Origin of the sequence: Helicobacter pylori, from assembly GCF_002832345.1 — a bacterium.
GTDB classification, from domain to species: domain Bacteria; phylum Campylobacterota; class Campylobacteria; order Campylobacterales; family Helicobacteraceae; genus Helicobacter; species Helicobacter pylori_CP.
The window spans coordinates 18,253-43,110 of record NZ_PHLZ01000017.1; the positions used below are offsets into that span (position 1 = coordinate 18,253).

At 38.9% G+C, this 24,858-nt stretch carries 16 protein-coding genes and 3 pseudogenes; 3 read left to right on the top strand and 16 right to left on the bottom strand.

All coding sequences use genetic code 11. The annotated features are described in order from the left end of the window. Positions 1-58: 58 nt before the first annotated feature. The 16 genes and pseudogenes from CXY28_RS05750 to mqnE form a co-directional block, all read right to left on the bottom strand. On the bottom strand, positions 59-871 hold the full coding sequence (locus CXY28_RS05750) for an outer membrane protein (RefSeq protein ID WP_100979896.1): 813 nt from the start codon (positions 869-871) through the stop codon (positions 59-61). Positions 872-1,093: 222 nt separating this feature from the next. After that, entirely contained in the window at positions 1,094-2,551 is a 1,458-nt protein-coding gene (locus CXY28_RS05755) for a P-loop NTPase fold protein (protein ID WP_100971976.1), read from the bottom strand. Continuing rightward, a pseudogene (locus CXY28_RS05760) lies at positions 2,548-7,379 on the bottom strand (type ISP restriction/modification enzyme). The gene CXY28_RS05755 and the pseudogene CXY28_RS05760 overlap by 4 nt, the downstream one beginning before the upstream one ends. Before the next feature lie 264 nt (positions 7,380-7,643). Further along, positions 7,644-8,948, bottom strand: coding sequence for a (Fe-S)-binding protein (locus CXY28_RS05765; RefSeq protein WP_100979898.1), 1,305 nt, complete (start codon positions 8,946-8,948; stop codon positions 7,644-7,646). Then, positions 8,945-10,318, bottom strand: coding sequence for an oxygen-independent coproporphyrinogen III oxidase (hemN, locus tag CXY28_RS05770; RefSeq protein ID WP_100979900.1), 1,374 nt, complete (start codon positions 10,316-10,318; stop codon positions 8,945-8,947). Before hemN ends, CXY28_RS05765 begins: the two co-directional genes overlap by 4 nt. Then, positions 10,318-10,833 carry a DUF2603 domain-containing protein gene (locus CXY28_RS05775; protein ID WP_033616962.1) on the bottom strand — a complete coding sequence of 172 codons (516 nt, stop codon included), beginning with the start codon at positions 10,831-10,833 and terminating at the stop codon, positions 10,318-10,320. Before CXY28_RS05775 ends, hemN begins: the two co-directional genes overlap by 1 nt. A 36-nt stretch (positions 10,834-10,869) precedes the next feature. Then, positions 10,870-11,967 (bottom strand): chorismate synthase, encoded by a 1,098-nt coding sequence (aroC, locus tag CXY28_RS05780; protein ID WP_100979902.1) that lies wholly within the window; start codon positions 11,965-11,967, stop codon positions 10,870-10,872. Next, positions 11,964-12,683, bottom strand: coding sequence for a ribonuclease III (gene rnc, locus CXY28_RS05785; protein WP_198513898.1), 720 nt, complete (start codon positions 12,681-12,683; stop codon positions 11,964-11,966). The genes aroC and rnc overlap by 4 nt, the downstream gene beginning before the upstream one ends. Next, a pseudogene (gene rnhA, locus CXY28_RS05790) lies at positions 12,658-13,126 on the bottom strand (ribonuclease HI). Before rnhA ends, rnc begins: the two are co-directional and overlap by 26 nt. Next, positions 13,113-14,129 carry a tetratricopeptide repeat protein gene (locus CXY28_RS05795; RefSeq protein WP_100979904.1) on the bottom strand — a complete coding sequence of 339 codons (1,017 nt, stop codon included), beginning with the start codon at positions 14,127-14,129 and terminating at the stop codon, positions 13,113-13,115. Before CXY28_RS05795 ends, rnhA begins: the two are co-directional and overlap by 14 nt. A 10-nt stretch (positions 14,130-14,139) precedes the next feature. Beyond that, positions 14,140-15,402 (bottom strand): SurA N-terminal domain-containing protein, encoded by a 1,263-nt coding sequence (locus CXY28_RS05800; RefSeq protein WP_100979906.1) that lies wholly within the window; start codon positions 15,400-15,402, stop codon positions 14,140-14,142. After that, a complete protein-coding gene (gene gatB, locus CXY28_RS05805) occupies positions 15,402-16,826 on the bottom strand; it encodes an Asp-tRNA(Asn)/Glu-tRNA(Gln) amidotransferase subunit GatB (protein WP_198542625.1) in 1,425 nt (474 codons plus the stop codon). Before gatB ends, CXY28_RS05800 begins: the two co-directional genes overlap by 1 nt. Continuing rightward, positions 16,826-18,124, bottom strand: a complete 1,299-nt coding sequence (locus CXY28_RS05810; RefSeq protein WP_100979910.1) for a M16 family metallopeptidase — start codon at positions 18,122-18,124, stop codon at positions 16,826-16,828. The genes gatB and CXY28_RS05810 overlap by 1 nt, the downstream gene beginning before the upstream one ends. 5 nt (positions 18,125-18,129) lie before the next feature. Next, positions 18,130-19,191, bottom strand: a complete 1,062-nt coding sequence (locus CXY28_RS05815) for a dehypoxanthine futalosine cyclase (RefSeq protein WP_015644329.1) — start codon at positions 19,189-19,191, stop codon at positions 18,130-18,132. A 1-nt stretch (position 19,192) separates the two neighbouring features. After that, the gene (bamA, locus tag CXY28_RS05820) at positions 19,193-21,979 is read right to left on the bottom strand and encodes an outer membrane protein assembly factor BamA (RefSeq protein ID WP_198542626.1); all 2,787 of its coding nucleotides are present in this window, start codon (positions 21,977-21,979) and stop codon (positions 19,193-19,195) included. A 37-nt stretch (positions 21,980-22,016) separates the two neighbouring features. Beyond that, on the bottom strand, positions 22,017-23,099 hold the full coding sequence (gene mqnE, locus CXY28_RS05825) for an aminofutalosine synthase MqnE (RefSeq protein ID WP_100979914.1): 1,083 nt from the start codon (positions 23,097-23,099) through the stop codon (positions 22,017-22,019). A 301-nt stretch (positions 23,100-23,400) separates the two neighbouring features. On the opposite strand from mqnE, the gene CXY28_RS05830 reads away from it, so the two are divergent. The 3 genes and pseudogenes from CXY28_RS05830 to CXY28_RS05840 form a co-directional block, all read left to right on the top strand. Further along, the gene (locus tag CXY28_RS05830; protein WP_000949206.1) at positions 23,401-23,904 is read left to right on the top strand and encodes a ferritin; all 504 of its coding nucleotides are present in this window, start codon (positions 23,401-23,403) and stop codon (positions 23,902-23,904) included. A gap of 14 nt (positions 23,905-23,918) precedes the next feature. Then, on the top strand, positions 23,919-24,542 hold the full coding sequence (gene serB / locus CXY28_RS05835; RefSeq protein ID WP_100971954.1) for a phosphoserine phosphatase SerB: 624 nt from the start codon (positions 23,919-23,921) through the stop codon (positions 24,540-24,542). A gap of 44 nt (positions 24,543-24,586) precedes the next feature. After that, positions 24,587-24,858 (top strand): annotated as a pseudogene (locus tag CXY28_RS05840) (glycosyltransferase family 10 domain-containing protein); the annotation flags it as partial.

Below are 24,858 nucleotides of genomic sequence, written 5' to 3' on the forward strand. Positions count from 1 at the left end.
GGCTTATGCAAGAAAACTCTAATTGAAAATCCAATTAGAGAAAAACAAGCGTTTTAAATCAGAAATTGTAACGATACCCTACATAAAGGCTGTATTGACGGCGGTAAGTGAAGCTCAAATTCCCATGGTTAAAATAATAAACATTGATAGTAGGAATCTTCACGCCAAAGTCAAATTCTTGATGCTGGCCAATATGGGTGCGGATCCCTAAATTAAAAAGGAACTGGAAAATCGCCGGATCAAGGCTATAGGAAGTGTGCTTATAAGGGCTTTTAGTTTCCAAAAAGGCCCCTGTCGTATTACCCCAAGAGTTGCCCGCGATTTGAGCCCCAAAAAAGAAACCAAAACTCGCATCTTCTTTATTAATGACATTGTATAAAGTGTCAATACCCACACCATAAGTGAACATGTCAGACAGATTGCCCATTGTCCCTACTTTGGTCGCACATGGCTCATTGAGTTTGCATGCCCCACCGTTATCTGATGTCAAAGCGTTCGCTCCAAACACGGCATGCCCATAATCCATAAAGCCGTAATAGCGCGCACCAAACCATCTCTTCTCCCCGAAAAACTGCTTATAACCCACAGTAAGCCCTAAGCCTTGCATAACGGCCAGATAGTCGGTTTTACCCACAGGGAACTTAGGGTAGTTAAATTCGCTACTCTTTGGGGGGTTTTTAACGCTTTGTGAAGCCTGACCGACTTGATAGCTAATCCCCAAATACCAAGCGTTTTTCTCGCCTTTCACTGCTTTATACTCTTTTGGCTTTTCCAATTGTTTTTGCACTTCTGTGCTACCTTCTGCTGCCACAAGACTATGACCTAACACTACCGATAAACAGAGCGTTTTAAACACTACAAACTTTTTCATACAACATTTTTCCTTCTAAAAGTCTACATTTCGTATAATAATAACATAATAATCTATAAAAAACCTAAATTCTTAAGAAAAACACCCCTAAAACTTAAAATTTTAAATTTTCTAAGGGGTTTTAGCGGTTTGGCTCGGTGATTTTTTCTGTTTTTGGGGGGATTTTGGGATAAGTCGTTTAGGATAGTTGGAAAAATGCGTTTTTTAATTTGAGAAAATCAATTAAAGTGGGTGGTTGCATGAATACAAGAGAAAATCTTTTGGGAGATCAATTTTTAGTTGTTTAAATGTGTGGTTGAGTGGCAAACTAAAAGTGTAATCGTTGATCCAAAAATATTCCCCCAAATCTTGCTGATTTTCATTGCGGTATTGGGATGCGCTTTTATACCATTTTTCTATTAATTCCAAACATTCATCTCTATGGTTTTCCATAACTGCCCTTAATGAAAAATGAGAGTTATAATTAAGAATTCTAAAACCAAAAATATAAGGGAAAGCTTTGAGATTGTCTTTATTTTCAAGAAAAAACTCAATTGATGCCTCTTCAAAGTCTTTGCTTGTTTGACACTTTTTTAAAAAATCATTGTGGTATTTTGTATCTTGAATGATTTTATTTGTCATGTTTTTAAGGCAATTTTGGAGTTCTTTTGGATTATAAGAAGCGTTTGTTTTTATGCTCTCTATACCATTTTTTATTGTTGGTGCTTGTTGCTCCATCACTTCTTTAAAGATTGTAGAGTTTGGAGAGAGAAGATCTATTGTATTTCCTTTTAATTCTATAGGAAGTTTTATAGGAAATGAATTAAATGAAGTATAATATTTATCATATAAATCAAAATAACATGCATAAACTATTGAATATAGTAAGTATTGGTATATTTTTTTAAACTCATCATCATTTGGATACTTTTTTAGTTGCAATTCATCATATATATTATTTAATTTTTGAAATGTTCTAAGATTGGTTGTGTTATCATCAATATTGAAAGTATCTTTCATATAGGGATAAGCTTCAAAATCAGTTTCAATTGGATGACCACCCATTACTTCAATTTGTTCTTTTGCACAAGGAGAAAAGTTAAACATTCTGTCAAAAACTTTTTCACAATAAACATTAAATATTTTCTGTGTCTCATCAGTAAAGAGCTTAAAGTAATTGCAAATCACAATAACACAACACCCCTTATGTTCCTTGAGTTCAGAAATCAACCCCAAAATATCTTGCACTGGGATCTTATCAGATAGTCTTTCAAACTCATCAATGCACACAATGGTATTTTCCATATGCTCTTTTTTAAGCATTTTGAATAAAAAATCAACATTAACATTTATTTTTACTCCAAAATGCATGCTAAGAAATGAAAGTATCCCATTAATGATGTTTCTTATTGGATTAGTTTTTTGTTTTTCAGCGCTTAAAAATTGAGCGACTAGATCTTCAATGATCGCTTGCTCATCTTTTTTCCCAAAAACAGAAGTGTAAATGGGATTTTTTTTAAACTTGTCTTTAATAAGTGGAGCTAATTCATTTTTCCATAAATAGGTTTTTCCTATCCCCCACTCCCCATTAATGGCAATAGCGACAGGCTTATTTTGATCCTTGCTCTTTTTTAGAAGCTCAATAATCTTTTCTTTTAAGATCTCTCGCTCTTTAATTTCTATGATACTATTTTTGCTCACTCAAACCTCTTCATGCTGATCTTTTCAATCAAATCCACGCTTTTTTCAGAGAGTTTGATGACCCTACAAAGGAGTTCAAAAACGTATTTTCCGCCGGCGTAATGATTCGGGTTGTTTTCAATCAAGCTGTCTTTATCGGTAGTCTTTTGGTAGCGTTCGATCACCCAGTCAATCGCGCTTTTGCCATTTACCACATAGTCAAAGGCTTTTTGTGGGATCTTAGTGATGGTGATGTTTTGGTTATAAAGATGCTATCCCCTTTTTTTGTCATTTTAACCACATCATAATAGCCCTCCATTCCGGCGTTCATCAGTGTGGTGTATTTAACGCTCTCATGCATTTCCCCGCTCTCATAGTTCAAATGCAACTCTCCTAATTCTTTGCCAAGCATAGAGAGTTCTTTAAAATCCTCGCTCAAAGCGATGCGCGGCGCTTCTTTGGCGAGGGAATTTTTGTATTTTTCCAAATAGCCTTTATGGTGTAAAACCGCATAAATGTAATAAAAAATCTCTTCTTCAGTGATGGAGTCATCTCCATAATGCTTCCTGAAGAGGTTGAGCGCATAGCCGCTGATAGCGTTATAGCGGTTCCCTAGATCATCGTAATAATACAAGGGGTAAGCTTGGGTGTGTGAGATCAAATCACAACTAGAAATAAAATCGCTTACAAGAGCGCTAAAATCCTTACCATTTCCCACACCGGTATTGATCACCACATTTCTCTGAGTGCTTTTATCCGGGAAAATTTTTTTCATTGAGTAAAAACTCCAAGCAAGCTCTCGCTCGTAGTAAAAATATTGTTTATTAAAAGGGCGATACAAACTAACAGAGATTTTTTCTTGCGAGAAATCATCAAGCTTTTTCCCTTTTATCAGTTGCGTTTTAAGATTTTGAACCCAAGCGATTTTCGTTTTATCGGTGGTGATTTCTCTATCGTTTAGGTGTTTATAGAGATCGGCTTTTTTAACGCCTTTGGTGCGTTGTTTGAAAGCTTCCCTGAAACGCTCATTGAAGCGCTTCAAATCAGCGTTATAAGTTTCAATGCAGTTTTGCACCGATTGCATTAAAGTTTTTTGAGAAAAGTTATACACCCAAGGATCACGCCCGATCACCACGTCGCCAGAATTGATGTCAAAAATGCTGTCGTTTTGGAGTTTTTTGTCTCTTTTTAAAGGGATGAGTTTTTCAAATTCTTCATTCCTTTGGTTGATCCAATCGCCTTTAGCATTCGGGGTAATTTCCTTAAAAGGCACCGATTCCAAATTTTCAAAATTGGCGAGCAAGTTGAGTTTGGCTTCTCTTTTCAAATAATCCCCAATATCGTAGTAATGGATTGTGTTGTTGGTAACGCTATTGTCTTTCACAAAAAAGATAATCGCTACCGTCGCCCTAGATCCGCTATCAAATATTCCATCGCTTTCTTTTTTTCGCTCTTCCCCCGAAGTCCTAGCATTCCCCCTCAAATTCAGCACATAAAGATGCGCAAAATCTTTCGCCACGCATTTCCTGAACCTGTCCGCGCTTTTAGAGTCAATAAAACTCCCGTTCACCACAAAGCCTAGCACCCCCCTATCTTTTAAAAGCTCGCTAGATAGATAAATGCTGTGAATGAGCGTGTCTCGTGTGGTGTTCCCATTTTTAGCACTGGAATTTTTTCCGTATTTTTCAGTAACCCTTTTTTCAAGCTTAGGGTGTGAAAGGTTTTGGTTGTTATCGTTTTCGCTCTTTGCACCGGCTGAATAAGGCGGGTTGCCGATGATGACTCTAATGTTTTGCTTTTCTATAGTGTCTTTGATGTCTTTGTTTTCTTTCAAATCTTCATATAAAGGGAGCGCCCCTTTATTTGTTTTTTCCTCCAAATAATCCAAGCTGTCCGTGAGCGCGATGTTTTTGAAATTTTTTAACGAGCTGTCCCTATTTTGCGCGGCTTGAGTGATATTGATTAAAGCGATGTAATAAGATAAAAGCACGATGTCAAAAGCGAATAAATTTTTTTGAAATTTTTCTTTTAAGGCTTCATCGCTAATGAGCGCGTTTTCTTTAGAAAGCAAACGAGCGATAAAACTCCCGGTGCCAGTGAAAGGATCAAAAATCGTGATGTTTTGATCGTTAAAATCCGTGTTGAAATGCTTTTTCAAAATGCCGTTAGTGGCTCTTAAAATGAAATCCACCACCTCTATGGGCGTATAAACGATCCCTAGTTTTTCACTTTGCTTTTTAAAGGCTACTTTAAAGAAAGTGTTGTAGAGGTTTTTAATGAGTTCTTGTTGGCTTTTTTGGCTTTTGGCGTGCAAGGCTTCGGTTTTCACGCTTTCATAGAGGTTTTTAAGATCTTTAGTTTCCCCTTGTAATCCCAGAGTGGAGAGTTTTTGAACCATTTTATCCAACGCTTTTGCGATAGGGTTTTGGATATTGTCCCCAAAAAGCGCATCAAAAATGGGCTTAGTGATGATGTGGGAAGTGATCATATCCAAGGCTTCATCTTCTTTGATGTTTTGATGGATATTGCCTCTTAAAGAATCCAAAAAGTCGGAAAAAATTTCAGGGTTTTTTTCAAAAATCATTTTTAGGCGGTTGTTCAAGGTCTTTGCGATATTGCCCGTTTTTTTAGTGAAATTTTCCCAATAATTCCTATCCCCTAATTTAGTGGGCATGACATTATACACAGCGTCCGCTAGATCTTGCAATAAGATAGCGTCAAAAAGGGTTTTTTGGGCTTGTTTGGGATCTTGCTCTGTTTTATCTTTTTGCGGCTTTTCATCGCACACCTCTTCATCGTCTTGGTTGGTTTCATCGTTGCTCCCAAAGATTTTGATTTTTTCTTTAAAAGTGGCTTCATCAACCAAGCTTGGGTCATGGCTTCTTAAGGCTTTTATCACTTTCCAAATGTTTTTGAAATTGGTGTTATTGACGGCTTCATCGAGGTTTTGGATCTCACTCTCTTCTAAAGCGATAGGCAAAATGATATAGCCTCTTTTCTTGCGTTTGGCTTTGCGCATCACCCTACCCACCGCTTGGATAATATCCACCATAGCGCTCTTGCCATCAAAAAAGATAACGCTATCCAACGCTGGGACATCCACCCCTTCACTCAAACACCTAGCGTTACTTAAAACCTTACAAGTGTTAGGTTGGAATTGATTGAGTTCTTCTAATTTTTCAAGCCTGACCTTACAATTCATGGTGCCATCAATGTGATCGATGCTGATTTGCAGGTTTTTAAAACTCTTTTTCTTCAACTCTTCATCATAGCATTCCATAATCGTTTCAAAGGAGTCTTTAATGTTCTTGCTCGTGTTAATGCTTTTACAAAAGTTTATGGCTCTTTGAGAAGGAGCGGTGTCGTATTGGTTTTGCAAGTTGTGATCTTCTTTGTTTTCACCATCTAAAACGATTAGATCCTGCTTGGCTAACCCTTTATGAGTGCCGACAATCTTACAAACAAATTCGTTATTGATGAGCTTTTTATCTAATTTAGTGCCTTCGGCTTTGAGCTGGCTGATTTTCTTATTCACGCTGTTAGTAACGCCGCTTAAATTTTCTTTTCGCACCGCTAAAATGATGACTTTATAATCGGTTAGGAGATCCAAAGCGATCGCTTGTGAAAAATTGAGCGTATAGATTTCTTCGCCAAAAATCTCTTCATCGTCCATAGAATAGATAACATTATCTTTCTCTTTGGCTTTAGCTTTAGAGCTTTCGCTATAAACTTTAGGCGTGGCGGTCATATACAGGCGTTTTTTCGCTTGGATATGTTCATCGCTATGGCAAAGCGTGAAAGCGTTTTTATCGTCCCTTTCATTACTAGAATACATAGCCCCTACCGTTCTGTGGGCTTCATCGCAAATGATGAGATCGATTTCGCCCAAACCCATTCTTTGCGCTTCTTGGATACGCAACGCGCTTTGATAGGTTGAAAAAATAATGAAGCGCTTGTTTTCTTTTTGTGCTTTTTTGTGAACGCTTAAAATGTCTTCAAGGCGGGTGGAGGGCTTTAAGGGGAGCTCAGAAAAATTGATATCATCGCTGTTATCATCGTTTTTATTTTTCTTACCTTTCCCGACTTTATCATCGCTGCACACGATAGAAGCGTAAAAAGGCTCGCTTTTTTCTTGCGCGTATTCTCTAAAAGTTTGAGAAAGCAAAGCGATGCTTGGCGCTAAAAAAAGCGTGATCTTGGGATCTAAAGCTTCCATGATTTTTAAAGAAGTGTAGGTTTTGCCTGTCCCGCATGCCATAATGAGCTTGCCTCTAGTGTTTTTAGGGTCAGAAAAATACTCTTTAGTGGCGTTTATCGCTTCTGTTTGGTGAGGGCGTGGCTTTTTCTTATCGCATAAGGGGAGTTCGCTTTGCGTGGTATCCAACTTTTCCCAATCAATCTGAGAATAGATAAAATCCTCTTCAGTGATTTCATCAATATCAATACCCATTCCGTTGCTTCTGATTTGTTCAATGGCTTTAAGAGCGTTAGAGCTTAAGTTAGAAGTGGAAATGATGATCCCTTTTTTAAACCTAACCTCCCCTACCCCGCTTTGCAATTGGGTTAAAAAAGTCGCAATGTCGTTAAGCGAGATGTTGTTTTGATGGTATTTGCATTGCACGGCGATGTATTCTTTTGAAGTCGTTTGAATGACTATATCAATCCCCCTATCGCCTTCCTTCCCCCTTCCTTCCCACTCGCTCCAAAGCTGAATAGACTCGTATTCGTTAGCGCTGTCATGCTCTATTAAAAAACGCTTAGAAATTTTTTCAAACAAGCTCCCTTTTTGGTTGGGGGGTATGGCTTGTAATTTTTCTTTAATGAGTTTATAGGTGCTGATTTCTGACATGTTACATTCCTTAAATAGCGGTGTTAAAGTTTTGTATTATATAAAAAAATAGGATTTTAATTAACTTGCTTTATCGTTTTAGATTTCATTTTATTGTAAAACTCTTAAGGGATAGGGGGGGTATTTTGAAATAATTCCCCCCTTAACCCCCTTTAACAACCCCCTAACCCAAGAAGACCGCTTTTTTCAATAAGCTATCGCTTGCTTTTTGCAAGCTCTTTGATATTTTAATTGTTAAAAATGCCTTTAAGCGCTTTTTAACCTCTATTCAGTGCTTTTTAAAGCTTTAGCGATGAGTTCTAAAGGGTGTGAAAAAGAGGGGGTGTTAGGATCATCTAAAGACTTTAAAGCGTTGTTAAGCTGCATGTGGCATGCCCCACATTCTGCGCTCAAAATTCTAGCTTTGGTGTCTATGATTTCTTTAGCCCTAAGAAGCCCCACTTTTAGAGAAAACTCCGCCTTTTCGGTTTGCATCGTAATCCCCCCAAAACCGCAGCAATTGTCCGGCATTTCTTTAATTTCATAATGCGAATGGAGCAAGTTGCGCACTTCTTTGTGAGCGTTTAGGGTTTTTTTGGCATGGCAAGGGTTATGATAGGTGATAGCCTCTTTTTTCCCTTTAGGGATTTTTTCTAAAAGACTTTTTAAAGGGGTGTGTTTCTCTAAAAACACGCTCGCAAGATAGATTTTAGGCGTGATTTTTTCCAAGCGCTTCACATACAAATCCTTATCTTTTTCGCCTAAAAACACCTTGTAATAATCGTTAATGAGCATGCTAGCGCATGTGGCTTCAGGCACAATGATCGCATCCACTTCCTCTAAATAGCTTTCAAACCATTCTATGTTTTTTTTCACTAAAAAAAGCGTGGTGTCTTTATCGCCGGTAAAATACGCAGGCGCTGAACAGCATTCTTGCTTAGGAACGATCGCTTGAATGTTGAGCTTTTCTAAAATATACAACAAGCTTTCCCCCACTTGCTGGTAATGGTAATTGCTCAAGCACCCTATAAAAACCGCCACTTTTTGAATGGGGTTTTCTAAAGGCTTCATTCTTGCATGCTTTTGTAAAAAACTTTTTTGATTTAAAGGAGGCAGAGCGCTTTTTTTAAAGCGTTTGAACAAGCCTTTAAACGCCACTCTAGGCTCTAAGCTATCATTGCCTACTTGCTTGAAGATACAAGGGGCTAAAAAATGCGCCACCGAAAACACTCTATCCATTTTTTTGCGGTTTTTTAAAAGGGAAAAATAGGATTTTTTATACCAAGCGATGCCATGCTTTTGAGCGATTTTTTCTCTGGCTTTTTCTATTAAAGTGTCTATGGGCAAATGAAAGGGGCAGGTTTCTACGCAAGTGGTGCATAAAAAACAAGTTTCTAAAAGATGTTTTAAATTTGCGTCTAATTGGAGCTTGTTTTGAGCGTTTAAGCGCATCAAATCTAAAAAGCCCCTAGGCGAAGTCGCCTCGTCTTTATGAATGCGATATATCGTGCAACCTGGCACGCATTTAGCGCATTTAACGCAAGCGTCCCCTACTTCTTCAAAAATATTTTCATTAATATTTTCATTCATAGCGTTTTACTGAAATGTTTTTCGCCCCCACGCAAATACGCGTCAAACTCCATGGCCATGTTTCTTACGAGCATGCCCCCTGTTTTTGTCATCTCAAAGCCTTTAGGGTTGAAAGAAAGCAAGCCCGCTTCTTCATAAGGCTTTAATTTTTCTAATTCTTTTTTAAAATGCGCTTTAAAATCAATAGAAAATTTTTCTTCAATCTTAGAGTAATCCAATTTTAAATTACTCATCATGTGCATGATGACTTCCTTTCTCAACGCATCTTCTTGGCTGAGCGCTACACCCCTTTCTACCGGTAAATGCCCCAAATCAAGGGCTTTTTCATAGTGGTGCAAGTCTTTATAATTTTGCGTGTAATAATCGCTCCCTTCGCCAATGCTCGTAACGCCAATGCCAATGGTTTGAGTGAATTTTTTCGTGGTATAGCCTTGAAAATTACGGCGCAATTCCGCTTTTTGAAGGGCCAGATACAATTCATTATCGCTTTTAGCGAAATGATCCATGCCTATCATTTGGTAGTTGGCTTTTTCTAAAAAACTGATGAGGGATTCTAAAATCTCTAGCTTGTCTCTAGGGCTTGGCAATAAGGTTTCATCAATTTTACGCATCGTTTTTTTCACCCAAGGCACATGCGCGTAATTAAACACCGCTAATCGGTCCGGATCCAGTTTCAAAACCCATTCCAAAGTTTTTAAAAAACCCTCTTTAGTCTGGTTGGGTAAGCCATAAATCAAATCAAAATTAATGGATTTGATGCCGTAATCTCTAGCGAGCTTCACGGATTCTTGAACCATTTCAAAAGGTTGGATCCTATGAATGGCTTTTTGGACTTCAAAATCAAAATCCTGCACCCCAAAACTCAAGCGGTTAAACCCCCTATCAAACAAGGTTTGCATGTGTTCTTTAGTGAAATGCCTAGGATCAATCTCGCAACTCATTTCAATATCTTTGCTGAAATTAGGGAAAACTTCTTGAATGCTTTGCGTGATTTCATCTAATTGAATGGGCGAAAAAAAGGTCGGCGTGCCGCCTCCATAGTGGAATTGCGCCACTTCTCTGTTGGTATTCATGGCGTTTTTTAAAAGGGCGAGTTCTTTTTTAAGGTAGCTGATATAGCGGGTTTTTTTCTCTTCTAAACTGGTGTAAATGACTGAACAAGCGCAAAAATAACACGCGCTCCTGCAAAAGGGCAAATGCGTATAAAGCGATAAAGGCATGGGGTTTTTGAGATTATCATGGTTAAAAAACGCCGTTTTCAAGCTCTCTTCATTAAAATTTTCTTTAAACTCCACCGCTGTGGGGTAGCTGGTGTATCGTGGGCCGGGCTTGGAGTATTGTGAAAATTTTTCAAAATCAATGGTTTGCATTAAAAATTTTCCTCATCGCTATTGTCAAAATTTTCAAAATGATTTTCATTAAAAGGGGGTTGTTTGAACATGTTGTCAAAATTAAAAAATAAATTCGGGTGTTCTTTTTTGATTTGTTTGACAAAGTTTAAGGTGTTGATATTGGGCAAATTCCCATCTTTTTGGCGTAAATTTTCTAACAATTGCAAAGAAACTTCGCGCACGTCTTCAAAATCAATCGGCGCTTGGGTGATAATATCCCTTTCTAATTCCGCCCTAAGCCTGGCTTCAAAAGCCTTTCTGGCGTTTTCTGCCAAAAGAGAGATCACATTGTCCGGCACTAAAACATAATTTTTATCTTCTTCATCAGAAATAAAGTAAGCTTCATTTTTTTTAAACGCCCCTTTTTCTAACTCTAAAAGCATTTCATTAGCGCTGATTTTTTTGAGAAAGGCTCTGTTTTTTTGGGTGGTTAGGCTATGGATAAGTTTTTGCGATTTGGTTTTAGAAACTCGTTTTTTAGGTAATTTTTCCATTTATATCCTTTTTAAGCTGATTGTATCCAATTTCGTTTAATTCTCATTATAAATCGTTTTTAAATACTCTATTTTTGAAGTCAAATTGAGTAATACCATATCGGCTAACACCAACGCTAACAAACTCTCGCACACCACGCTCCCTCTAATCGCAATGCAAGGATCATGCCTACCCTTTAACAAGCATTCGCATTCATTATTGTTAATGTCTATGGTTTGTTGAGGTTGGAAAATGCTTGGCGTGGGTTTGAAATGCACCTTAACAATAATTTCTTCCCCATTGCTCATGCCCCCTAAAACCCCTCCGCTACGATTGCTCAAAAACCCTTTTTGACTCATTAAATCGTTATACTCTGAGCCTTTTAATAAAGAGCTTTCTACCCCCTTGCCTATTTCAACCGCTTTCACCCCGTTAAGCCCCATCATCGCTTCAGCGATTTTAGCGTCTAATTTAGCGTATAGCCCTTGACCTAAACCAATGGGGAGTTTTTGATTGGTTTTTGCGCTCCTCGCTCTAATCAAAGCCACGCCCCCTATGCTATCGTGGTTTTTGATAGCGTTTTGAATGGCTGTTTTTTGAGCTTCTTCTTGATCTTTGTCTAGGGCAAAAATCTCGCTTTTTAAGGCGTGATTGAAATCGTAATTTTTGGCTTCAATGCCCCCAATTTCAATAATCCCGCTTTCACAAACAATACCAATTTCTCTTAAAAGCATTTTAGCAAACGCCCCAGCAGCCACTCTTATAGCGCTCTCTCTGGCCGAACTCCTCCCCCCACCCCTAAAATCTCTGATGCCGTATTTATGAAAATAAGTGAAATCCGCATGGCTAGGCCTGAAAAGGTTTTTAATGTTATCGTAATCCCTGCTCCTAGCCCTTTGGTTGTGGATTAAAAACCCTATGGGCGTCCCTGTGCTAAAATCTTCAAAAACCCCGCTTGTTATTTCCACTTTATCGTCTTCTTTTCGTGGCGTGGTGAAAACATTCCTCCCCCCTTGGCGGCGCTTCATTTCATTTTCTAATAGCACATAGTCTATTTTAATCCCGCTAGGCATGCCGTCTAATACCCCCCCTATCATATCCCCATGCGATTCCCCAAAAGTCGTGAGCCTTAAAAAACGCCCCAAAGTGTTCATTTTGCTTCCTTCAGTTTTTGCAGCGCTTGATAAGCGCATTGCTGTTCGGCTTCTTTTTTGCTTTTGCCTTTAGCGGTCGCATACATTTTATCTTGAATGTATAGAGCCATTTCAAATTCTTTATGGTGATCGGGGCCTTTTTCTTGGAGTAATTGGTACGAAGGGATCACGCAAAATTGCGCTTGGGTCAATTCCTGCAAAGCGGTTTTATAGTCCATAAACAAATGCTCCAAATCCAAACGCTTGTAAGCGCGATTGAGTAATTTTTGTATGATTTTACGCACCTTAGCTAACCCTGCTTCTAAATACACCCCGGCCATTAAAGCCTCAAAAGCGCTTGACAGAATAGAGGGTTTTTCCCTCCCATTAGAAATTTCTTCAGAAGAAGAGACGCGCAAATAATCTTGTAAAGCAATCGCTTTCGCTAATTTAGTAAAACCATGCGTGCTCACAATAGAAGCCCTTAATTTAGAGAGTTTGCCCTCATCGTATTGGTAGAATTTATGGTATAGCAACTCTCCTATCACCAGACCCAACACCGCATCGCCTAAAAATTCCAAGCGCTCATTGTTTAAAGCGAGCTTGCATGATTTATGCGTTAAGGCTTGTTCCAATAAACGCTTGTCTTTAAAAGAATACCCTAAAGCTTTTTCTAGCGTTAGATAAGAGCTATTAGGCGTTACATAAGGGCTATTTTGAGAGCGTTTGTTTTTCATCATGTTTCCCTTTAAGTGGTCGTTTTGACCCGTTTTTGCGCCTCTAATTTAGCGAGGCTGTCGCATCGTTCATTCTCGGCATGCCCATTATGCCCCTTGATCCAAACAGCCACAATCAAATGCCCTTTAGAGACTTTTACAAATTCTTTCCATAAATCCACATTTTTAACTTTAGAAAAATTCTTTTTTTGCCAGTTAATCAGCCACACATTGATCGCTTGGCACACGTATTGCGAATCGCTATAAAGCGTGATATGGCATGGGCGTTTCAAAATTTTTAAGGCTTCATTGAGCGCTCTTAATTCCATGCGGTTATTCGTGGTGAAATGTTCGCCCCCACTGATAATTTTTTCTTTATCTTTATAGCGTAAAATCGCCGCATACCCGCCTGGCCCAGGATTGCCTAAAGAAGAACCATCGCAAAAAATTTCAATTTCTTGCATTTAATCCACTCCCATAGCTTTCTTTAGAAATTTTAAGCACCATATCCATAAACGCTAACTGGTAACACACAGGACACCTGTGGCTTTCAAAAGGAAAGATTTGTTTGCAATGCTTGCAACGGTATTCAAAAGTCAGACGCGCTTTCATAGGGCTATGCAATAGAGCGCGTAAAACCTCTAATTCAAAAATTTGGCAAGGTTTGTTGTCCAAAAGCAGCCCTTGGGATCGCGCGATGTCTTGCAAAAGGGCGTGTTTTTCTAAAATAAAAGCAGGGATATTCATATCCCATAAAAGATCGATCATATTTTCTAAACGCTCGGTCGCGTCAATTTCTTGCCAAAAAAGATTTTCATCATGCGATTTTAAGTGATTTAGGGCGATTTTTTTCAGATCTAACGACGCCTTTGAAACATGCAAGATTTTAGCCGCATCTTCCTTATTCTCTATTAAATGCATGAGATAAAGGTAATTTTTAATCGTTTCAATTTCCGCCACTTCCAATTCTTCCAAACATTCCAAAGTTTCTAAAGCCTTTGAATAATCTTTTTCTAATTCATACGCATGCAAAAGTTTCAATAACGCTTCCACATTCCTTGGGGAAAAGCGCAGAATTTCTTTCACGGTGTCTTTTGTTTTTTGCAAATACCCCACGCTAAAATAATTTTTGGCTAATAAATCTAAAACAGCGATTTTTTCTTCATCTTTTAAGGAGCGATTCAAAAGCCCTTTTAAGATTTCAATACTCATTTGTACATCCGCTTTAGAATACGCCCTAGCTAAAAACATCAAACTGGAAATTTTAGCATGCTTTAAAAGCTCGTCTAAATTCTCACTGCCCGCATAAGCGTTTTGATTTTGGGCGAATTTTTGTAAAAATTTTTTGTTTTTCTTTTGGGTGAAATACGCTCTAGCCTGTTCTAATAGAATCACAAGAGCGATAATGAAAGTGAATAAAGCGATAGAAAATAAAGAATCTTTATAGAGGAAATTGAAGTGTTGCACAATCTAAAAATCACTCTCTAATCATCACAATCCTAGACTTAACGCGCAATTTTTCAAAATGCTCTTCTAAAATCTTATCTTTAGATTCTTCCACTAATTTTTGAGCGATGAATTGCTTGGCCTGACTGAAGCTCACTTCGTTTTTACCTTTTTTTTCCTTGATATAAAAGGTGATGAACTGCCCCCCACCCCCATTCATAACGGGCGTGAAAGAGCCTTGCTCATGCGAGATAAAGACTTGAGCGATTTGAGGGTTTAGGGTTTTCATCTCTATTTTTTCATTAGCCTTACTCACCCCTGGAATTTCTAAATTAGGATCTGCCATAGCCCTTTCTAAATCTTCTTGATTGGTGGAAGTGTAGCGCACGGTTTCTATTTCAGTGGGGATGCTGAATTGCTCCTTGTGTTTGTTGTAATATTCGCGCATTTTGGTTTCAGAGTTGGTATCCACATTGGTGAGTAAGATATTACGCAACAATTCTTGCATTTCTAAATGCTCCTTAAGCTGATCTCTATAGAGTTTATAATGCCCCTCAGCCATAAGCATTTGTTTGAAATGGTCTAAATCCATGCCTTGTTGTTGCGCCATCATCGCCATTTCCTGGTCTAGCTTGTCGTCATCTACATGGATTTTTAAGCGTTCAATTTCTTGGTTTTTAATGCGTTCAGCGATCAAACGATCCCTGGCTTGAGCTTTGCTCACTTTAGATTTTTCTTGCTCTTCTTGGATTTGATACAGCGTGATAGGCGAACCATTAACGAGCAAAGAAATGCCTCCTACGACCTTATCTTCAAGTGTGTTTTTGGTAGCGTTATTAGGATTACCAAAAATAGAATTGAATTGAGAGCTAGGGCTTGCTCCTTTATTTTTTTCAAGAGTTTGAGAGATTGTCTCTTTTTCTTCAAGTTTTGGCGCGTTATTTTGAACGCCTTGATTTTGCGTGCCTTGATTTTGAACCCCTTTAGCGCCCTCTTTGATTTTAGAAGGCGTTATTTTTTGAGTAGGATTTTTGGCATCCCCATGATGGACTTCTGCTCTGGGTTTTCTTTTGGCTTTTGTTTCTTTCTTTTCTTCAGTGTTTTTCTTTTCTTCTTTTTTATTTTTCAATTCTTTATTTTTCAAATCCTTATTCTTTAATTCTTGGCGGATTTTTTTATCCAAAGAAGACTCTTGCTTCCTCCCTTCTAAGGCTTCCACTTTAGATTCCGGCTCTGCATAAACGATCCCAATAAACAACAAAGCCTTCAAAACATAAGAAAAAATTTTCCTCATCAACCCAATTTCTCTTTCAAAATAGCATTCACCACGCTAGGATTAGCGCCTTTTAGATTTTTCATCGCTTGCCCTACAAAAAACCCAAAAAGCTTGTCCTTACCGCTTTTGTATTCAAGCACCTTATCAGCGTTGTTTTTAAGCACCTCTTCTATCACTTTAACAATCGCTTCTGTGTCATTGACTTGAGATAAGCCCATTTGTTCAATGAGCGCATCCACATCGCCCCCTTGCTCTTCTAAAAGCTTGTCTAACACATCTTTAGCGCTCTTACCTGAAATCTTGCCCTCATCAATGCGTTTGGATAAAATGCCTAACATATGAGCGCTAACTCCGCAATTTTCTAAAGTGGTTTCGGCTTTCAAGCGCCCTAATAATTCCACGCAAAGCCATGTTACGCTCGTTTTAGCCTTAACCCCAAGATTGAGCATGCTTTCAAAATACTCCGCCAATAAAGGATCGCTCACCAATAAATTCGCATCGTCTTCTTTAAGGTTAAAATCTTTCATGTAGCGGATTTTTTTCGCGCTAGGCAATTCATTGATCTTTTGAGCTTCTTTTAAAAGCTTCTCATCAATAAAAACAGGATACAAATCCGGATCTTTAAAATAGCGGTAATCCGCCGATTCTTCTTTATTGCGCATAGAAAGGGTGATCCCTTTGGCGGTGTCAAAAAGGCGCGTTTCTTGAACCACCTCTTCGTTATAACGCCCGCTTTCCCACGCCGCGCTTTGGCGCTCTATCTCGTATTCAATCGCTTTAGCGATGAATCTAAAGCTATTTAGGTTTTTAATCTCCACCCTCGTGTAAAGCTTTTCATCGCCTTTGGGCCTGATGGATACGTTCGCATCGCACCTGAAATTCCCCTCTTGCATGTTCGCATCAGAAATCCCTATAAAACGCACGATAGCATGGAGCTTTTTCAAATACGCTATGGCTTCTTCACTATTTCGCATGTCCGGCTTACTGACAATTTCTAATAAAGGGGTGCAAGCGCGGTTCAAATCCACTAAAGAACAACTGCCCTCATGGATATTTTTACCAGCGTCTTCTTCCATGTGGGCTCTTTCAATACGCACGATTTTTGCGCCTTTTTTAGTGTCAATCTCTAATTTCCCATCGCTCACAATGGGGACTTCAAACTGCGAAATTTGATAAGCCTTAGGCAAATCAGGGTAAAAGTAATTTTTCCTCGCAAAAATGGAATACTGGTTGATATTGGCTTCAATGGCTGTGCCTAATTGGATGGCTTTTTTAACCACTTCTTTATTCAATACCGGCAAAGCTCCCGGTAAGCCCAAACACACAGGGCAGGTGTTAGAATTGGGGGTTTCTCCAAAGCTTGTAGAACAAGAGCAAAAGATTTTGGTTTTGGTGTTGAGTTGGACATGGACTTCTAGCCCGATTACAGCTTCAAATGGCATTATTTGTCCTTCTTTTTATTGCTCACAATGGCAAAAGTCAAGTCGTTGATTTCGGTGTGTGCTTTAATGAAATCATTGATTTCTTTCAAACTCATTTTTTGGATTTGATCCAAGAGCGTTTGGTTGAAATTTAAAGGCAAACCTAAATAAAAATAATTGTAAGTGGTGTTCAAGCGGCTAGAGATCGTTTCATTCCTTAAAGGCTCAGAGCCTAGTAAAAACTTTTTAGCGTCGTCTAATTCTTGTTGCGTCATGCCTTTTTCTATAAATTCTTTGACTATTTTTTTAACTAAAGCAACGCTTTTAGCTTGAGTGCTGAGCTTGGTTTGCAAATACCCGCTCGCAAAATGCGCCACTTTAGAAAAATTAGAGCGGATATACACGCTATAAGCTAAGCCCTCTTGAACTCTGATTTTTTCCATCAAACGAGAGCCAAACCCTCCCCCAAGCACAAACATCATGACTTTAGATTTCGCTAAATCCTGTTTTAAATCCTTGATTTTAAAGGGCGCGCCAAAATACACGAAAGCCTGCTCAGTGTCTTTATAGAGGACTTTTTCGCTTTTTTTATCGCTCGTTTCAAAATAAGGCTCTTCATACGCTTTACCTTGCGGCAAGAAATTAAGAGCGTTATCTAAACGCTTAAGGGTTTGATCGATTTTCAAATCGCCCCCAAGCACCACCACGAGTTTATTGAGTTCAAAGACCTTAGAAAATTGCTGTTTCAAATCCTCTAGCTTGATTTTTTGAATACTCTCTTTAGTGCCTAAAGCCGCATTAGCTAAAGGGGTGTTAGCAAAAAGTTCTTGCTTTAAAGTCAATTTAGCCAAATAATCAAAATCGCTTTCTTTTTGTAAAAGCGCGGCTAACATTTGGGTTTTGACTTTTTCTAAAGCGTTTTGAGTGAAGTTAGGGGATTTTAAAAGCTCTTTTAAGCGCGTTATGGCTTCATCTTCGTATTCTTTTAAAAATTCTAAAGTGATTTGCAAATCTTCTGTGCTGGTATCCACATTCAAACTGATCGCTTTTTGCTCTAAAAGTTGCGCAAACCCCACCGCGCCAAGCTCTTTAGTGCCTTCGTTTAAAACTTGCGCGAACAATTTCGCCAAACCCAACTGGTTTTTATCGCTTAAGCTCCCACCCCCTCTAAAAGCTAAATGGATAAACCCCATAGGCAATAAATGGTTTTCTTCATAAATCACAGGGACTTTAGCTTGATTGATTTCTTGGTGTGTCAAAGCACTCGCTTGTAACCCCATAAAAACTCCTAATAATAAAGTGATTAAAAATTTTTTCATGCTCTTTATACCTTTGCTTTAGCCGGATAACGCTTTAAAATTTCATAAGCGGTGTTTCGTTTAGCCGCCACGCTCCCAATGTCTTCAATAAGCTCTATCATTTCCGCTTCATTCATGCAAAAACTCGTCCCGGCTGCTTTCACTACATTTTCTTCCATCATCACACTCCCTAAATCATTCGCTCCAAATAATAAGGCTAACTGCCCTATCATAGAGCCTTGAGTAACCCATGAGCTTTGTATGTTTTGAATGTTATCCAAAAAAATCCTACTGCATGCCAAATAGCGTAAATACCGATTGGAACTCGCTTTTTTAATGCTTGGGATTTCTTCTTTTAAGGGGGTGTTGTTGGGCTGAAAACTCCATAAAATAAAAGCCCTAAAGCCGCCGGTTTCATCTTGCAAATCGCGCACCCTTTGTAAATGCTCTATTACATCTTCTTCATTATCCACGCTCCCAAACATCATGGTAGCCGTGCTTTTAATCCCGCAAAGGTGTGCCATTCTATGCACTTCAATCCACCGATCACTGCTCAATTTTTTAGGAGCGATGACATCGCGCACCCTATCGCTTAATATTTCTGCTCCCGCTCCTGGAATGGAGCTTAACCCGGCGTCTTTCAACCTTTCTAAAACTTCTTTTAAAGACAATTTAGAGATTTTAGAAATGTAATCAATTTCAACCGCGCTAAAACCATGAATGGTAATGGTGGGGAATTTTTGGGCGATATGGCTGACTAAATTTTCATAATAGTCTATTTTGAGCTGCGGGTGCACCCCCCCTTGAAAAAGGATCTGCGTGCCACCAATAGCGAGCAATTCTTCAATCTTTTGATCAATTTCTTCATAGCTCAACACATAGGCGTCTTTTTCTTTTAGGGTGCGTTTGAACGCGCAAAACTTGCAATCCACAAAACAAATATTGGTGTAATTGATATTCCTATCCACAATAAAAGTCGTCAAGTTTTCAGGGTGCAAGCGTTGCTTTATTTTTAAAGCCCTTTGCCCTAATTCTTTCAAGGGTGCGTTTTTCATTAAATCCAAAATTTCTTCTCTGTTGGTGCGCATTTTAAAACCTTGTTCCCATAGAAAATTCAAAGTGTTGCGTGTAATCGTCCATGTTAGGGTTGAAGCATAGCCCTTTACAGTTCTTGCCATTGCCATTCCCCCATTGGTTGAAAAACGCTATAGGGAATATGAGCACCAAAGGCCCCATGGGCGAAATCCATTCAATCTGTAAGCCTGTAGAAGCCCTCCAAGTCGCTCTTTCAAACCCAGCCCCTATAACGCCATAATCTTTAAAATTCGCTGTCGTGGTGGGAGCGTTATAGAAGAAACTCCCCCTAGTTGGGGTTTTAAAGGTTAAGAAACCAAAGTCAAAAAACCACGCTAAACGCATTTTAGCCGCTTTTAACACCCCATAGCTCAATTCAGTAGAAGCGGTAAAAATCCCATCGCCTCCAAGCCACAAGCCAAACTCATCTTTAGGCGTGATTGAGCCGTTCCTAAAGCCTCTTACCGTGGTTACACCCCCCATGTAGAAAGTGGAGTTTAGGGGCAAGTAATCCTCGGTGTTATACCTAAAGATATAGCCCCCTTGCGTTTTAAAGCGAGCGATCAAATCTATCAATAAATATTTTTGCAAATGGTGGTAAGCGGCGAATTTACCATAGACTTTGGTGTTACGGACATTCCCGCCTAACCCGTTCCACGAATTGAGCGTGCCAGAGCTTGGCAAACCAGACATCGTCGCATAGGAGCTAAAGATAACCCCATTTCTAGGGAAATAATAATCATCAGTGTTGTCATAACTCACATCAAGAGTGAAAGAGCTAGTGATAGGCGTATGGTAATCCCTATCCCAAAGACCGGTAACCGGTGGCGTTTGCCCTACCCTAGTCGATCCGGGTGTAGAACAGCTTTGCACCTGACGGAGCCCTAACAATAAACCAAGACTAGACACACACACAGGCTGAGAGGGGATGATTATTTGCTTGGTAGAAGAATAGTAGCGGTTGTATAAAGGGCTGCTGAAACCAAGGAGCTTGGTAACATTCAAGTTATACCCTAAGCTCACATGGGTTCTGTTACCCAGCATGCGCCCGACATTCACCCCAAAGCCCCCGCCTTGTTGGATGTATTGGTAGCTTATCCTATAATCCGCATAAAGATTGATCGTAGAGCTATACCAGCTGTCAAAAATCCTTGGATTAGTCAAGCTCAAATTCCCCGCAAACATACGCCCCGCTCCTCTTGGCATGCCCGGATAAGATCTGCCCCCCCCTGTAGCGATGTTGGCATACAAGCTCATGCTTTGGCCTGTGCCAAAAAGGTTTCTTTCGCTCACGCTCCCATTAAGCATAAGCCCTCCATAAGAGCCATAGCCTAACCCAAATTGCAACTGCCCAGTGCGCCCCTCTTCCACGCTCACTAACAAATCCATGAGTGAGCTATTAACCCTTTTTTCTTCAATTTTGACTTTAGAGAAGAATCCTAAACGCCTCAAAGAATTTTCGGAATTTCTCAGTTTGGTCAAGTTGTATTTATCTTTAGGCCCTAGTAACAATTCCCTTCTAATGATCCTATCGCTCGTGCGTTGGTTCCCTGAAATGATGATATCATTGATATACACCATATCGCCCACTTCAATACGATAAATGACTTTCACAAGCCCGTTTTTTTCATCTTTATCCAAGTCTGGCTTCACCACCGCAAACGCATAACCCTTATCAGCAATTTCGGTTTTTAAAATTTGCGCATCCGCTCTTAAATGTTCAATATTAAAGACATCTTTTCTTTTAACTTTAAGCGCTTTTTCTAAGGTTTTTAAGGGGACTACCGGGTTGTCAATCTCTATTAAAATGTCTGAAATCCTGTATTGGATCCCCTCTTTGACTTTATAATGAAGCTTAGCATCATGGGTAGAAAAATCCGTTTTCAAAAAAGGCGAAGAAATGTGAGCGTCCAAATAACCCCTACGCATATACACGTCTTGGATACGCAAAGAATCGTATTCTAATTGATCTAAACGCAATTTCCCATCATTCAAGCCCCACATCCAGCCCATGAAATCTCGTTGCTTGTTCGCACTCAAAGATTCAATCATGCGGCGTTTTAATTTCGCGCTTCCCTCATAAATGGATTGTTTGATATAAATACTATCCCCCCTATTCACATCAAACACGATTAATAACGCGCCCTCACTGACCTTTTCTGTGCGCACCTCCACCACGCTCCCATAATAGCCCTGCCCCTCTAAAGCTGTTTTTAAAGCCGTTTTAGCATGTTCTAATTTTTGCTCATCAAAGGTGTCGCCCTTTTTGATCCCCATTTGGGATTTTAATTCGCCTTTTTCCTTTTCAGTCCCATAACCCTTGATTTCTACCCCGGCAATTCTGGCTTTTTCATCAAAATGAAATTCTAATATGCCGCTTTCAAAAGTGGCATAAACGTCTTTAAAATACCCTTGATTGAACAAAGCCAAAACAGCGGTGTCTATTTTTTTAGAATCCACAATATCGCCCACACGAATCTTTACAATCTCATTAGCGAGCATGTCAGACATGTAAGAAAGCCCGATATACGAAATGGACTTGACTTTCATTTCTTTAGGCGTTTGACTTGATTGAGGGGTTTCTTTTTGAGCTTCATTTCTTTGAGCTTCATTTTTTGGAGCCTCATTTCTTTGAGATTCTTGAGAGGCTTCTTTTGGTGGAGTCAAATCGTTTGGTTTAGAGCCGTCATTTTCTAAAGCTTCAACGCTGGTATTGATACATGCGAAAACAAGAGAAGATAGAATAAATTTTTTAATACTGATTTCCTTAATAGATTTTAGCTTGAGTGTTGTTAGTAGCATTATTATAACTAATCATTCTTAAAAACGCTAAAAATTATTAAAATTTCTGTATAAAATTATACAAACTATCCCTTTCTACCGCAACAAAACCAGCATCCTTGATTTTAAATACCAAATCTTCTTTTTCTAAACCATGCCGGCTCTTCGCGCCAGCCGCGCTTTGAATGCTCTCTATTTCTATCGTGCCGTCTAAATCGTTAGCGCCAAATTCTTGAGCCACTAAAGCCAAATTCAAGCCCAAAGTCGCCCAATAAGCTTTAATGTGAGGGACATTGTTTAAAAGAATGCGAGATATAGCGATGGTTTTTAAGATTTCTATCGCACTAGGGGATTTTTCCACTTTCAAATAATTGTTTTCTTTTTGATACAACAAAGGGATAAAAGCGTTAAAGCCCCCTTCTTTATTTTCTACTTTATTTTTAGGGCTTTGGATTTTTTTGATTCTTAACATGTGATCGATGCGATGGATTTTATTTTCAATATGCCCAAAAAGCATGGTAGCGTTACTCATTTTGCCTAATTTGTGCCAATAAGCATGGATTTCTAACCACCGAGAAGATCCCACCTTACCATTACAGATTTTACGCCTAACTTCTTCATCAAAAATCTCAGCCCCCCCACCCGGCATGGAATCCACCCCGGCTTTGAGCATGTCTTCTAGCACCAATTCAAAAGGTTTGTTGAATTTAACACTTAAAAAATGCACTTCTGCGGCGGTCATGGCCTTTAAGTGCAAGTTAGGCATTTCTTGTTTGATGGTTTCAAACACCTTTAAATACCATTCATAAGAGTAATTAGGGTTATGAGCGCTCACGATATGGACTTCTTTAATCCCCTTGTTGTAGGAATTTTTAACCTTTTCTAGGATTTCTTCTAAGCTCATTTCATAAGGGTTAGGGTTTTTTCTGTGGGCTGAAAAAGCGCAAAATTTGCAAGCGTCCGTGCAAATATTGCTAGGGTTTAAATGCCTATTCACATTAAAATACACGATTTTTTGGTGCATGTTTTGGCGCATGTGATCCGCTACTTCCCCTAGCGTGTATAAATCATAATCATAAAGCTTCACTAATTCTTTACTTTCAGTAACTTGATTGTCTAATACTTTTTCCAAAAAGTCCATGGTTAAATTGCCTTTCATTTTAAAGATAAACATTATAGCATTTTTAGATTGAAGAATGCTTTTTATATATTTATTATATAAAAATATCCCTTTTAATCCCCCCCCTATTGATACCAGCCCTTTTTTGACCTAATTCTCATTAAATAGATTTTTATGATAAAATCTAAGCTTTATCAAGCCATTGGCTGGTGTTCTTTCTTATTTTTATAAATTTTTAAAAATTTTCATACTCTTGTTTACTTTTTCATTATCATTTATGCTATAATTATGGGACAACTTAAACCAACACAAAGGAGATACTATGTTATCAAAAGACATCATTAAGTTGCTAAACGAACAAGTGAATAAGGAAATGAACTCTTCCAACTTGTATATGAGCATGAGTTCTTGGTGCTATACCCATAGCTTAGATGGCGCGGGGCTTTTCTTGTTTGACCATGCGGCTGAAGAATACGAGCATGCCAAAAAGCTTATCGTTTTCTTGAATGAAAACAATGTGCCTGTGCAATTGACCAGTATCAGTGCGCCTGAGCATAAGTTTGAAGGTTTGACTCAAATTTTCCAAAAAGCCTATGAACATGAGCAACACATCAGCGAGTCTATTAATAATATCGTCGATCACGCCATAAAAAGCAAAGATCATGCGACTTTCAATTTCTTGCAATGGTATGTGGCTGAACAGCATGAAGAAGAAGTGCTTTTCAAGGATATTTTGGATAAAATTGAGTTGATTGGTAATGAAAACCATGGCTTGTATTTGGCTGATCAGTATGTCAAAGGGATCGCTAAAAGCAGGAAATCTTAATTTTAGGGTATTGGGTGCAAAAACTAGCCGTTTTTGATTTTGACTCCACGCTAGTCAATGCTGAGACGATTGAGTCTTTAGCGAGAGCGTGGGGGGTGTTTGATGAAGTGAGAGAGATCACTTTGAAAGCTATGAATGGCGAGACAGATTTTTATAAAAGTCTTATTTTAAGGGTTTCTAAACTCAAAAACATGCCCTTAAAACTAGCCAAAGAAGTTTGTGAAAGTCTGCCTTTGTTTGAGGGGGCGTTTGATCTCATTAACGCCTTAAAAGAGAAAAATTACAAAGTGGTTTGCTTCAGCGGGGGCTTTGATCTAGCGACCAATCATTACAGGAATTTATTGCATTTAGATGCGGCTTTCAGTAACACGCTGATCGTGGAAAATAACGCCTTAAACGGCTTGGTTACCGGGCATATGATGTTTTCACATTCTAAGGGCGAAATGCTCCTCGCCTTACAACGCTTATTAAATATCAGTAAAGATCGCACTCTAGTCGTGGGCGATGGAGCGAATGACTTGAGCATGTTCAAACATGCCCATATTAAAATCGCTTTCAACGCTAAAGAAATTTTAAAACAGCACGCCACGCATTGCATCAATGAGCCTAATCTAGCCCTAATCAAGCCTTTGATTTAAAAAAATTTTTTTGTAAAATACTCCTTTAAACTATAAGGATAGCCATGTTTCAGCCCCTGTTAGACGCTTATATAGACAGCACCCAAATAGAAGAGACAACCCATAAGCCCCCATTAAATATAGCCCTAGCCAATTGGTGGCCTTTGGATAAAAGAGAAAGCAAAGGGTTTAGAAAAAAATTTATTTTACATTTCATTTTAAGCCAACGCTACACAATCACCCTCCACCAAAACCCCAACGAACCCTCCGATCTCGTCTTTGGCAGTCCTATTGGCTCAGCCAGAAAAATCCTATCCTATCAAAACACTAAACGAGT

Bases quoted from the DNA above. Each gene is read 5' to 3' on its own strand.
- CXY28_RS05750 (WP_100979896.1), bottom strand. From the start codon at position 871: ATGAAAAAGTTTGTAGTGTTTAAAACGCTCTGTTTATCGGTAGTGTTA.
- CXY28_RS05765 (WP_100979898.1), bottom strand. From the start codon at position 8,948: ATGAATGAAAATATTAATGAAAATATTTTTGAAGAAGTAGGGGACGCT.
- hemN (WP_100979900.1), bottom strand. From the start codon at position 10,318: ATGCAAACCATTGATTTTGAAAAATTTTCACAATACTCCAAGCCCGGC.
- CXY28_RS05775 (WP_033616962.1), bottom strand. From the start codon at position 10,833: ATGGAAAAATTACCTAAAAAACGAGTTTCTAAAACCAAATCGCAAAAA.
- aroC (WP_100979902.1), bottom strand. From the start codon at position 11,967: ATGAACACTTTGGGGCGTTTTTTAAGGCTCACGACTTTTGGGGAATCG.
- rnc (WP_198513898.1), bottom strand. From the start codon at position 12,683: ATGAAAAACAAACGCTCTCAAAATAGCCCTTATGTAACGCCTAATAGC.
- CXY28_RS05800 (WP_100979906.1), bottom strand. From the start codon at position 15,402: ATGAGGAAAATTTTTTCTTATGTTTTGAAGGCTTTGTTGTTTATTGGG.
- gatB (WP_198542625.1), bottom strand. From the start codon at position 16,826: ATGCCATTTGAAGCTGTAATCGGGCTAGAAGTCCATGTCCAACTCAAC.
- CXY28_RS05810 (WP_100979910.1), bottom strand. From the start codon at position 18,124: ATGAAAAAATTTTTAATCACTTTATTATTAGGAGTTTTTATGGGGTTA.
- CXY28_RS05815 (WP_015644329.1), bottom strand. From the start codon at position 19,191: ATGCGCACCAACAGAGAAGAAATTTTGGATTTAATGAAAAACGCACCC.
- bamA (WP_198542626.1), bottom strand. From the start codon at position 21,979: ATGCTACTAACAACACTCAAGCTAAAATCTATTAAGGAAATCAGTATT.
- mqnE (WP_100979914.1), bottom strand. From the start codon at position 23,099: ATGGACTTTTTGGAAAAAGTATTAGACAATCAAGTTACTGAAAGTAAA.
- CXY28_RS05830 (WP_000949206.1), top strand. From the start codon at position 23,401: ATGTTATCAAAAGACATCATTAAGTTGCTAAACGAACAAGTGAATAAG.